Genomic DNA, 12,720 nt, shown 5'->3' with positions numbered 1-12,720 from the left:
AATCATACTACTCAAAAAACTTTCCCTTATAAAAATTCTCATTTCCAAGTTTTTTTGCCGTAAGCCTAAATATAACACAACCATCTGGGCATACAATATCCTTGCTATATTTACTAGTTCCACCGATATTCTCTAAATCACCGCCACTTCTGACTGCCTCCATTATTGGAAACATAATCATCATAGCTTTAGAACAAATACCTTGTCCATCAGCATTTACAGGACAGCCATAGGTGCAGGTATACTTATCTCCAATTTCCTCACCATTTCGGCAATATCTCTCAGTATGGTCACTACGAAGAAATCCTATAACCTCGATTTCCCATTCATACTCCTCATCATACCATTTTTTCATAATAGACCTCCATATTCTAACTTTTTTAATCTTTCTAATATCCATACAAATTACTATTTATCTATATACTATACAAACATCCCTTACTCTACAATATCTTACAAGTCCGAATTAACCTCATAATATAATAGTATCATTTACTTGCAAATATTGGAAGAGCATTTTGTCAAAAGTCTAGCATTATCTATACAAATAAATAGAAAGTCGCATACTCTCATTAAATCAAGAATATGCGACTTCGCCATATTATTTATTAAATTTTGTCATATAATACACTTATCATGTATAATATTCCTTTTATTTTTTATTCAAACTTTATTCTAAACGATACAACTTTGTTATAAAACTACATATCTTTTCTATATAAGTTGCTCTTATTCAACAGTAACTGATTTTGCTAAATTTCTTGGCTTATCAACGTCACAGCCTTTTTCCACTGAAACATAGTATGCTAATAATTGTAATTGCATTACTGAAAGTACAGGTAAAAGCATATCATTCACTTCAGGTACATATATTACTGAATCAACAACTTCTTCCATTCCTTTTCTGCCTTCTGCAGCAATTCCAAGAACTTTAGCACCTCTTGTTGTTACTTCCTTAATATTACTTACCATTTTATCATATATATCACTTTGAGTTCCAAGAGCTACTACAACAGTACCTTCCTCGATTAGAGCTATAGTACCATGCTTTAATTCTCCTCCTGCATAAGCCTCAGCGTGTATATAAGAAATTTCTTTAAGCTTTAATGCACCTTCCATAGCTACTGCATAATCAATTCCTCTACCTAAGTAGAACATATCTTTATGCATATAAGTGTTTGCTGCAAATTTTTGAACTTTCTCCTTGCTTGCTAATACCTCTTCTGCCTTTTCTGGAAGTGTAAGCATATCTGCCTTAATTTTCTCTATCTCTTCATTAGTTAAAGTGTTTTTGTTTTGTGCAAAGAACAATCCTAAAATATACATTGTTATAAGCTGTGTAGTATATGCCTTTGTAGATGCAACTGCAATTTCTGGTCCTGCCCAAGTATATAATATATCATCGGCTGCTCTAGCAACTGAGCTTCCAACTACATTTGTCACGGCAATAACTCTTGCTCCTATTGACTTAGCTTCTCTTAAAGCCGCTAAAGTATCAGCAGTTTCTCCAGATTGACTTAATACTATCATCAAAGTGTTTTTCGTAATTATTGGATCTCTGTATCTAAATTCAGATGCTATATCAACCTCAACAGGTATTCTTGCAAATTTTTCTATAACGTATTTACCAACTACTCCTGCATGATAAGCCGTTCCACAAGCTACTATATATATTTTATCAATATTCTCTATTTGCTCCTTTGTTATGCTGATATCGTCCAATTTTATTGGTTGACCTGCTATAATTCTAGAAGTCATAGTATCTCTTATTGCTTTAGGTTGTTCATATATTTCTTTTAACATGAAGTGCTCATATCCGCCTTTTTCAGCAGCATTAGCATCCCATTCTATATGATTAAGTTCTTTTTCTATTTTTTCTCCCTCATTAGAGTAGAATTCTACTCCTTCAGAAGTTAAAACTACGAACTCTTTATCTTTTATATAATATATATCTCTAGTATGATTTAATATAGCTGGAACATCTGATGCTATGAAGTTTCCATCTTCACTAATACCAACTATAAGCGGGCTATCTTTTCTTACTGCTACTACCTTATCAGGTTCTTTTGATGAAACTATTCCAAGTGCATAGCTTCCTTCTACCTTAGATATTGCCTTTATAACTGCATCTAATAAGTTACCTTCATAAAAATAGTCCACAAGATTAGGTATAACCTCTGTATCAGTTTCAGATTTGAATTCATATCCCTTTGATTTAAGCCATGTTCTTAATTGCATGTAATTTTCTATTATTCCATTGTGAACAACGCTTATTGTATTATCTTTATTACTATGAGGATGTGCATTTAAATCTGATGGTTCTCCATGTGTTGCCCATCTTGTATGTCCAATTCCAATATTTCCCGCGATAGGATTCTCTTCTAATTTATTTTCAAGATTTACAAGTCTTCCTTTACATTTTGAAACATTAATTTTTCCATCGTTTAATATGGCAACTCCTGCTGAGTCGTAACCTCTATACTCAAGTTTACTTAATCCCTCAACTAAAATTGAAGATGCCTCTTTCTTACCACTATATCCAACTATTCCGCACATAAAAATCTTCCCTTCTTATTTTTAAATTAACTTTAATACACCTAAAACGACCTCTTTTTTAAAGGATTTTAGGCTTTTAACAAAATAGGTTTTAACACCAGATTGGCTTTGTGACAGAAATCACTTTCTGCTTTTACCAACCGCTAACGGTAGTGCGGTACCGTGGGGCATCCGCCGAAGATTCGATTCTCCCCATCCTCGTCAACTTAAATGAACTATATCACTCAAGTTCGGGCGCTTTAACTATAATTTTAACACTACTTTCCTCCTCTACAATTTACTTGTCTATAAGACATTGTCATTATACTATTACTTTTATTAGCCTGTCAATGATTATAAAAACACATTTATTGATTTTTTTTACTTTTATACATAAAATATATTATGCAAGTATATGTATTAAGTTTAATAAAATGAGGAAAATATTTTTAATATATTTACATAATTATACCAAATAGCAAATTATATAAATTATTTTAATAAATATTTCCCCCCCTAAAATAAATCGAATTCAATTCTTAAAAAACAATTAGAGCAATAATATTTTGAAGATTATGAATATTCCAAATTTTAATTTTGCTTTTTTAGCTCCTCATACTTGTACGCTATCATATTATTCAAATAATCTCCTTCTTTTATTTGAGATACATTTGAAATAGCTTTTTTAATTCCCTCTTTAGTTATTATGTTTTGAATTCCTTGAGCTTTTTCATCCTCTTTATAATTAAATAGATATCCAGAAGCAACTCCAAATAATATATTAGTAAAATCTATTTTCAAATCGCAACATAATTTTAAAGGAGTTATCAATCTATCATTAGACGATAATTTTCTCATCGGATCTCTACCTACACGACTTACATCGTCCTTTAAGTATTCATTTTCAAATCTCTTTAGAAGTTTATTAGAATATTCCTTTAAGATTTGTATATCTATTTTATGCTTTTCACTAAGAGCTTGTACCGCTTCGCTATGAAAACCAACTATAATCTTATTAATTTCCTTATCTTTTATAGCTTCATGTATATATTTATATCCTTTAAGATATCCTAAATATGCAATTGTAGCATGTGCACCATTTAAAAGGAATAACTTTCTTTCAAGATAAGGGTCTAATTTTTCAACATATTCTGCACCAATTATCTTGTTATTAATTTTAACCTTATTTTTTTCTATATCCCATTCATAAAAATCTTCTACTGCTACATCTATAGGCAATTCTTTTTCTATGTCCACATTTGGCACAATCCTATCAACTGTACAATTTGGAAATCCAACACTTTTTTCCAAGTATTTTTTCAACTCTTCATCTGCACCATCAAGTATAGCTTTTTTTAGTACATCACTTGCAAATAGTGCATTTTCACATGCTATTATATCAAGTGGCTTGTCATTGATTTCTGATCTCTTTTTAAGGAATCCTCTTAAAAGCTCTCCTGTACTTTTTAAATTGTTTAATCCTAATGATGTAGTTATTAAATCAGCTTCTAAAACTTCTTTTTCAAGAGCAACACTATCTTTCAAATTGACTGCTCGTACATTCTCAACTTTCTCCTTATTCTTAGATGTACTCAAAGTTATTACTGTATATCTTTTATATTTATTGATATCATCCACTACTTTATCAAATATATCAACGAAGGTAGTTTCGTAATTAGACTTATACAGTAAATAACCTATAAAACCTCTTCCTATGTTTCCTGCTCCAAAATGAAGTGCTTTCATTCTAGTCATCACCTTCCTCTATTATCTTAATAATTTCCTCTTTATTTTTAGCATTTCTAAGTCTTTCAACATTTTCTTCATATTGAACCGTAAGGGCTATTTGAGATAGTATTTGCATATGTTCTTCTCCTCTACCTGCAATTCCTATAACTATATAAGCTATATTTCCTTCACCAAAGTCAACGCCTTCAGGATATTGAGCTATAACTATACCCGAATCCATAATATCTTTTTTATATTCATTCATACCATGAGGTATAGCGACACCATTCCCCATATATGTTGTAACTTCTTCTTCTCTGGCTTTCATTCCATTTATATAGTTTTCCTTAACATAACCTCTAGAAACTAAAAGTTTTCCAGCTCTTTCTATTGCAGCATCCTTAGATTCTGATTTCAACTCTAATAAAATGTTATCTCCTGATAAAATCTGTCTATTCATAAATAACTTCCTCCTTATTGGCAATATCTATTAAGCAGTTCCTAATATCCTGCGAATTACTATATCTCAACATTTGAACAAATCCTTTTCTTTCCATTAATGAAATACTTACTTTCCCTAAGAACTGTAACACATAGTTACTCTCATCATTTCTAGCTAAAAGCACTAAAAAAGTATTTATGTCCTCTGTTGAAAAACCTTCACTTGACATCGAAAAATATTTATTATTACGATACACTCTTATAACTGGATTCATAAGTTCATTACTTCTAGTATGAAGTAATGCTATTCCACTTTTAGGAACTACAACATTACCTTTTTCCTCTCTTTTTAGTATTAGCTTTTTAATTGCTTCTTTGCTTTTGCTTAAATTACTATCATAAATGTCTGTTACAATATAATCTATCAATTCATCAAAAGTATTAACTTTTACCTCCCTTACATCAAAACTTTTCAATATGGAACTAATAGTTTCATACTCCATATTTGTAGCATCGATTTTAAGTCTATCTGAAAAATCTATAGCTATATTCTGCTTCTCCATTTTTATTTTAAAGATAAAATTTCTTACTTCTTCAATGTCCTCATTTGTCATAAAAGGTGAAACGACTATTACATTGCTTATTTGTAAACTTATTGGCACTGTTGATAAAATTAAATCATACTCATTATTAACCATCTTTTCATAAGCATCATGTATAGAACTAATAGTTATACTTTCTATATCTGAAAAAAGTGATTTAACCTTATTACCTAATATGTTTCCACTACTCATACCATTAGGACATACAATAAGCAGATTTATCTTTTTACTGAATATCTGTTGTCTTTGAATGGCTACATCTATATGCATTGTTATATATCCAATTTCTTCTTCCAATATTTTTATATTATATCTAGAAAAAATAAGTTTACACTCATTGTTTATTATGGCAAACAATTGAGAATAGTGTTCTTTAATTTCATTTAATAGAGGATTTATAATATCAAGTCCTACACTAAGCATATGGAAGGTTTGTTTTAAATGATTAGATAAATCCTCTACCAATTTTTTATCTTTAGTAATATTTATTCCTATTTTTTTTGATACCCCTGTAACCAATTCATTGCTTATCTCTGTATAATTAATGTCTGCCTCAATGTTATTTTCTTCGGCATCATTATAGTATTTGTAATCATTTAAATGTAAACATAAATAACTTAACTCATCTTCAGGTAATATTATATTATTTTCCATCAATTTTTCTTGCAGTGATCTTAGTGTGTTATATATAATGCTACTTTTCATATCCTGCTTTACTTTATTCGGTAGATTTATATTTTTTTTGCTTTCTGTCTTTTTTATAGCAAGAAGTGTTAGTAAAAATAAGCTAAAATACTTAATATCATTAACATTAGTACTACCAAAATGAAGTTTTTTGAAAATTTCCTTAACAATATCTATTGTTTTTGCATCAAATATATCTTTAAAAAAAGCTTCCACTGTTTCATCTGTCTTATGTCCATAAAGGAATGATAACAAATATTCAAAAGGTTTAAATCTGAAAAATAACTCAACAAAAGCATTTCTTTTATTCCATTCGGAACCATCTATCATTATTCCATAGGTTCTTTTTCTTATAAGATGTAGGTTCTTGTTTACAAGTAATGTCTGAATATTATCCAAATCCTGACTTATGCTTCCCATTACTACATTAAATTTGTAGCTAAAATATGATGCTTTTAAATATTCTTCTTCGGATAACAATTTACATGTAATTGCTATCTGCCTTTGATCTTTATTGCATAGCCATAAAATGGGGATATAATTAATTGAATTTTCCAAATTTTTAATACTATCTCTATCCCCAGATATAACCAAATTCATATTTTCATAATCATAGATAGTTATTTTATCTTTTTTTAAAACCTTATTTATAGATGCAACCTCTCTTAAAATAGTTCTTATACTTACTGCAAGCTCTTTATGAAGAACATCTACATTAGACACCTTTTTTTTTATTAACTCACTTAGTATATACTGCTGTCTAGGAGTTAAAGAATTCATACTCACTCACCTAGTTACTATTTATTTTTTAATTTTTTTCATAAACCCTTCATAAGTTGAACGATCTAAGAAATTTTTTATTGTTACTATATTAGCATCTGGAGCACTTTTTCTTGCTCTTTCGCTTAAATTTTCTTGCACAAATACTACATCTGCTTCTTTTGGAATACTATCTACTGAATAATGTTGAACTTTTATTCCATCGATATTTGCATTTTTTAGTTCTTTCTTTAATATAGATTCTCCCATTGCTGATGATCCCATACCTGCATCACATGCAAAAACTATTAATTTAATATCAGAACTTACTAATTCATCATTATTTTTAACATTTTCACTATTAGCAGTTGTTTGATTTTTGCTTTCTTTTTTCATTTCTTTCATCTTGTTTTGAGCTTCTTCAAAATTATCTTTTGATTTTTCTTTACTTCCTTTTAGGATAATTGATGCTACTACGAAAGATACTATTGCTCCTACCGCAACTCCTGCTAATACTGGAAGTTGCCCACCTTTAGGACTCATTGCCAGTATAGCTATGATACTTCCTGGTGAAGCTGCTGCAACTAAACCTGCTTTTAATAAAACAAACGTTAAATCTGCACAAATTCCACCAGCTATTACTGCTAAAAGTAAAAACGGTTTCATTAAAACATAAGGGAAGTAAATTTCATGTATTCCGCCAAGAAAATGTATTATAACTGCCCCTGGAGCTGAATTTTTTGCTGAACCCTTGCCATATAAAGAGTAAGCTAAAAGAATTCCTAGTCCCGGACCTGGATCTGCTTCAAGTAAGAAGAATACTGATTTACCAAGATGTTGTACTTGTTCAATTCCAAGTGGTGAGAATACACCGTGGTTAATAGCATTGTTTAAAAATAATATCTTAGCTGGCTCTACTACTACCGCTATTAGTGGAAGTAATCCTTGATTTGTAATAGCTAATGCTATCGAACCTAATCCTGTTGATGCTCCTGCAACTACAGGACCAACTGCAACATATGAGATTATTGCAAGAGCCGCACCTAAAATTCCAGCTGAAAAGTTATTAACTAACATCTCAAAGCCTGTTGGAATTTTATTTTCAATAGCCTTATCGAACTTCTTTATAACATATCCGCCTAAAGGACCTATTATCATTCCTCCAAGGAACATTGGTATTGAAGCTCCTACTATCATACCCATGGTAGCTATTGCTCCTACTACACCACCTCTTGTATCATATACAAGCTTACCACCTTGATATCCTATAAGCATAGGAAGCATATAATGTATCATTGGATCTACAAGTTTGGAAAGATTATCGTTGGGTAACCACCCTGTTTTAATAAATAATGCCGTTATTAAACCCCAAGCTATAAAGGCTCCTATATTGGGCATTACCATGCCACTTAAAAAACCACCAAAACCTTGAATCTTTTTCTTTAATGATGATTTTGATACTTGTGTAGAATCTTTATAAGTTTCCATATCGTATCCTCCATATTATTTTATATTATTATTATTCCTTACAATTAACATGATAAAACAAAATGCGATCGTTTTCAACGTGGACAAGTTCATTTTTGGTATACGTTTTCAATGACACTTTTAAAGTTATTAAAATTACTAGGATTTAGGCCACATTGCAACATCTTATTACAACTTAAAAAAGAAAAAAATAAGTTCTTGAAAACAAAACAGAGGTTAGGATTTTAATTAAAATCCTAACCTCTGTTAATAAAAAATCACTATTTTAAAACTAAATTTATAATTCTACTTATGCTTTCATCACCGAAATTATCTACAATAATATCCGCACTGCTAATATTTTGAGTTCCCGAATTTGGATTACTAAACCCTACACATTTCATTTTTGCACTCTTTGCAGCTCTAACACCATTATTTGTATCTTCAATTACAGTAAAATTTAAGATATTGTCATCAAACATAGATGCTGCTCTTAAGAATATTTCCGGATGTGGTTTTCCCTTCTCTACATCGCTGCCACTTACTATATACTCAAAATAGCTAATAAGTCCTACCCTTTTAAGAATAATTTCTATATTTTTTCTACGAGATGACGATGCAACACACATCATAATTCCTCTACTCTTTAGGCTTAAAATAAGTTTGTCAACACCTTCAATTAATGGTATTTCATTTTCCTCATTAGCTAAATAATCATATTTAATTCCTGAAGACATCTTCATTAACTCTTCAATAGGATACTTGAGATTGAATTGCTTCTTTAAAAGTGTCCATTTATCTTGTGATACACTTCCTGCAAGTGCATATTGATCTTCCTTTGTGAGATTTATTCCTAAACTCTCATACAATCTATCACTTAATTTTCTATATATGGGCTCCGTATCAACTATTACTCCATCCATATCAAATATTACTATCTTATCGCTCATATATTCTTCTCCTATCGTAAAATAAATATGTAAAAAAACGCTTTAAAATTAAATTTCAAAGCGTTTATGGTGGCTTATCGGGGAGTCGAACCCCGGACACCATGATTAAAAGTCATGTGCTCTACCAACTGAGCTAATAAACCAAATTACCCGGCAATGACCTACTCTCCCACAGGGCTGCCCCTGCAGTACCATCGGCGCTTTGGTTCTTAACCTTCGTGTTCGGTATGGGAACGGGTGTTACAACCAAGCTATAGTCACCGGATTAATTTATTTAGTTTTCAAAAGTACTTTGTACTTTCAAAATTGCATAGTAATCTTAATATATTTACCTTTATATTGGTCAAGCCCTCGACCTATTAGTATCAGTCAGCTTAAAATGTTACCATTCTTACACCTCTGACCTATCACCTGTTGTTCTTACAGGGGTCTTACTAACTTATGTTATGGGAAATCTAATCTTGAGGTGGGCTTCACGCTTAGATGCCTTCAGCGTTTATCCCTTCCCGACATAGCTACCCAGCCGTGCCTTTGGTAAGACAACTGGTACACCAGAGGTCAGTCCATCCCGGTCCTCTCGTACTAAGGACAGCTCCTCTCAAATTTCCTTCGCCCGCGACGGATAGGGACCGAACTGTCTCACGACGTTCTGAACCCAGCTCGCGTGCCGCTTTAATGGGCGAACAGCCCAACCCTTGGGACCTACTTCAGCCCCAGGATGCGACGAGCCGACATCGAGGTGCCAAACCTCCCCGTCGATGTGGACTCTTGGGGGAGATCAGCCTGTTATCCCCGAGGTAGCTTTTATCCGTTGAGCGATGACCCTCCCACGAGGTGTCACCGGATCACTAAGCCCGACTTTCGTCTCTGCTCCACTTGTTTGTGTCGCAGTCAGGCTCCCTTCTGCCTTTGCACTCTACGCGCGGTTTCCAACCGCGCTGAGGGAACCTTTGGGCGCCTCCGTTACTTTTTAGGAGGCGACCGCCCCAGTCAAACTGCCCTCCTAGCTATGTCCCGTGACCAGTTTCATGGCCTCCGGTTAGAACCCCAGTACTGTCAGGGTGGTATCCCAAAGACGACTCCACAATCCCTGACGGAACTGCTTCCAAGTCTCCCACCTATTCTGTACAGACAATACCGAGATTCAATGCTAAGATACAGTAAAGCTCTACGGGGTCTTTCCGTCCAATCGCGGGTAGCAAGCATCTTCACTTGCACTACAATTTCGCCGGATTTGCTGTTGAGACAGTGCCCAAATCATTACGCCATTCGTGCGGGTCGGAACTTACCCGACAAGGAATTTCGCTACCTTAGGACCGTTATAGTTACGGCCGCCGTTTACTGGGGCTTAAGTTCATGCCTTCGCTTGCGCTAAGCATTCCCCTTAACCTTCCAGCACCGGGCAGGCGTCAGCTCCTATACTTCAGCTTTCGCTTTAGCAGAAACCTGTGTTTTTGATAAACAGTTGCTTGGGCCTATTCTCTGCGACCTACTCTCGTAGGCACCCCTTCTCCCGAAGTTACGGGGTCAATTTGCCGAGTTCCTTAACAGCAATTCTTCCGATGGTCTTAGGATTCTCTCCTCACCTACCTGTGTCGGTTTGCGGTACGGGCACAGAGCTCCTGGATAGAGACTTTTCTTGGCAGCATGAAATCAGATATTTCGGTAGTAAACTACCTCACCATTACACCCCAGACTTAACGAAAGACGGATTTTCCTATCTTTCATCCTCAGTGCTTAGACGTACTTCCAATAACGTACGCATATCCTATCCTCCTGCGTCATCCCATTTCTCATAACGTTACTCTGCGGTATCGGAATATCAACCGATTGTCCATCACCTACGCCTTTCGGCCTCGGCTTAGGTCCCGACTTACCCTGGGCGGACGAACCTTCCCCAGGAAACCTTAGGTTTTCGACCACTAAGATTCTCACTTAGTTCTCGCTACTTATGCCAGCATACTCTCTCCTGTACAGTCCACCGCTCCTTTCGGTACGACTTCAGCCCATACAGGATGCTCCTCTACCACTTGTACGAAGTACAAGTTCACAGCTTCGGTGTTAGATTTTAGCCCCGGACATTTTCGGCGCAGGATCTCTTGACTAGTGAGCTATTACGCACTCTTTTAATGTATGGCTGCTTCTGAGCCAACATCCTAGTTGTCTTAGAAATCCCACATCCTTTACCACTTAATCTATACTTTGGGACCTTAGCTGGTGATCTGGGCTGTTTCCCTTTTGACTACGGATCTTATCATTCGCAGTCTGACTACCATGATTCAAGTATCCAGCATTCGGAGTTTGATAAAGTTCGGTAACTGTTGTCAGCCCCTACCTCATTCAGTGCTCTACCTCCGGTACTCATTCATGGCGCTAGCCCTAAAGCTATTTCGAGGAGAACCAGCTATATCCGAGTTCGATTGGAATTTCTCCCCTATCCACAGCTCATCCCATGGTTTTTCAACACCATTGTGGTTCGGGCCTCCACGGAATTTTACTTCCGCTTCACCCTGGCCATGGATAGGTCACCCGGTTTCGGGTCTACAGCATGCAACTATACGCCCTATTTAGACTTGGTTTCCCTTCGGCTGCGCACCTTAAGTGCTTAACCTTGCTGCATACCGTAACTCGCTGGCTCGTTCTACAAAAAGCACATCATCACACATTAACGTGTTTTGATCGGTTGTGGACACACGGTTTCAGGTTCTATTTCACTCCCCTCCTGGGGTTCTTTTCACCTTTCCCTCACGGTACTTCTTCACTATCGGTCACTAGGTAGTATTTAGCCTTGGGAGGTGGTCCTCCCAGCTTCCCACAAGGTTTCACGTGTCTCGTGGTACTCTGGTACAGATCGGGCTTTTTTCTCTTTTTACCTACAGGACTATTACCTTCTATGGTTTAACTTTCCAGAAATCTTCGGTTAAGATATAAAGCTTTAATGATCTAACCGCAACCCCGGAAACAAGTTTCCGGTTTGGGCTCTTTCCGTTTCGCTCGCCGCTACTAAGGAAATCGATTTTTCTTTCTCTTCCTCCAGGTACTTAGATGTTTCAGTTCCCCGGGTTTACCTCTATATACCTATGAATTCAGTATACAGTTCATGGGGTTACCCATGAGAGTTTCCTCATTCGGAAATCTTCGGTTCACAGGCTATTTGCGCCTACCCGAAGCTTATCGCAGCTTATCACGTCCTTCATCGGCTCCTAGTGCCAAGGCATTCACCATGCGCCCTTTGTAGCTTGACCTTAAGTAAATATATTTAAATTCAAACAACAAAGAATTAACTTTGCCTTGCTTTAGAGTATTACTCTATATTGATTACTATGCAATTTTCAAAGTACAAATTAGAGAGAATTAAACTCTCAAAATTAAACAGAGAACAAAGAACCTTCATGGAAATTACATTTCCATGTCGACTCCTTAGAAAGGAGGTGATCCAGCCGCAGGTTCTCCTACGGCTACCTTGTTACGACTTCACCCCAATTATCAACCCCACCTTCGACCGCTGGTTCCAAAAGGTTACCTCAGGTTACCTCACGGGCTTCGGGTGTTGC

General features: G+C 35.1%; 7 protein-coding genes, 1 tRNA gene and 3 rRNA genes (1 of these 11 cut by a window edge). All 11 read right to left on the bottom strand.

Translation table 11 applies throughout. The features are described from left to right. Nucleotides 1-7 precede the first annotated feature (7 nt). Entirely contained in the window at nt 8-355 is a 348-nt protein-coding gene (locus CA_RS00915) for a TIGR04076 family protein (protein WP_010963485.1), read from the bottom strand. Between the two features lie 374 nt (nt 356-729). Beyond that, a complete protein-coding gene (gene glmS, locus CA_RS00910) occupies nt 730-2,556 on the bottom strand; it encodes a glutamine--fructose-6-phosphate transaminase (isomerizing) (protein ID WP_010963484.1) in 1,827 nt (608 codons plus the stop codon). 570 nt (nt 2,557-3,126) lie between these two features. Next, nucleotides 3,127-4,281: a mannitol-1-phosphate 5-dehydrogenase gene (locus CA_RS00905; protein ID WP_010963483.1), complete on the bottom strand. Its 1,155-nt coding sequence runs from the start codon at nt 4,279-4,281 to the stop codon at nt 3,127-3,129. Between the two features lies 1 nt (nt 4,282). Further along, nucleotides 4,283-4,723: a PTS sugar transporter subunit IIA gene (locus CA_RS00900; protein WP_010963482.1), complete on the bottom strand. Its 441-nt coding sequence runs from the start codon at nt 4,721-4,723 to the stop codon at nt 4,283-4,285. After that, nucleotides 4,716-6,770 carry a BglG family transcription antiterminator gene (locus CA_RS00895; RefSeq protein ID WP_010963481.1) on the bottom strand — a complete coding sequence of 685 codons (2,055 nt, stop codon included), beginning with the start codon at nt 6,768-6,770 and terminating at the stop codon, nt 4,716-4,718. The genes CA_RS00900 and CA_RS00895 overlap by 8 nt, the downstream gene beginning before the upstream one ends. A gap of 21 nt (nt 6,771-6,791) precedes the next feature. Then, entirely contained in the window at nt 6,792-8,237 is a 1,446-nt protein-coding gene (locus tag CA_RS00890; RefSeq protein ID WP_010963480.1) for a PTS mannitol transporter subunit IICB, read from the bottom strand. A gap of 260 nt (nt 8,238-8,497) precedes the next feature. Then, entirely contained in the window at nt 8,498-9,166 is a 669-nt protein-coding gene (locus tag CA_RS00885) for an HAD family hydrolase (RefSeq protein ID WP_010963479.1), read from the bottom strand. 67 nt (nt 9,167-9,233) lie between these two features. Further along, nucleotides 9,234-9,309 (bottom strand) — tRNA-Lys (locus tag CA_RS00880). Between the two features lie 5 nt (nt 9,310-9,314). Further along, a 5S ribosomal RNA gene (gene rrf, locus CA_RS00875) occupies nt 9,315-9,431 on the bottom strand. Nucleotides 9,432-9,505: 74 nt separating this feature from the next. Next, a 23S ribosomal RNA gene (locus tag CA_RS00870) occupies nt 9,506-12,411 on the bottom strand. 179 nt (nt 12,412-12,590) lie between these two features. Continuing rightward, a 16S ribosomal RNA gene (locus tag CA_RS00865) occupies nt 12,591-12,720 on the bottom strand (it continues 1,386 nt past the right edge of the window). The 16S, 23S and 5S rRNA genes sit together here with 1 tRNA gene alongside, the layout of an rRNA operon.

Source organism: Clostridium acetobutylicum ATCC 824 (assembly GCF_000008765.1).
GTDB classification, from domain to species: domain Bacteria; phylum Bacillota; class Clostridia; order Clostridiales; family Clostridiaceae; genus Clostridium_S; species Clostridium_S acetobutylicum.
Note: the sequence above shows the minus strand (reverse complement) of the source record. Positions and strands in the feature narration are given on the sequence as shown.

Coding starts and splice junctions, on each gene's coding strand:
- CA_RS00915 (WP_010963485.1), bottom strand. CDS start 355: ATGAAAAAATGGTATGATGAGGAGTATGAATGGGAAATCGAGGTTATA.
- glmS (WP_010963484.1), bottom strand. CDS start 2,556: ATGTGCGGAATAGTTGGATATAGTGGTAAGAAAGAGGCATCTTCAATT.
- CA_RS00905 (WP_010963483.1), bottom strand. CDS start 4,281: ATGAAAGCACTTCATTTTGGAGCAGGAAACATAGGAAGAGGTTTTATA.
- CA_RS00900 (WP_010963482.1), bottom strand. CDS start 4,723: ATGAATAGACAGATTTTATCAGGAGATAACATTTTATTAGAGTTGAAA.
- CA_RS00895 (WP_010963481.1), bottom strand. CDS start 6,770: ATGAATTCTTTAACTCCTAGACAGCAGTATATACTAAGTGAGTTAATA.
- CA_RS00890 (WP_010963480.1), bottom strand. CDS start 8,237: ATGGAAACTTATAAAGATTCTACACAAGTATCAAAATCATCATTAAAG.
- CA_RS00885 (WP_010963479.1), bottom strand. CDS start 9,166: ATGAGCGATAAGATAGTAATATTTGATATGGATGGAGTAATAGTTGAT.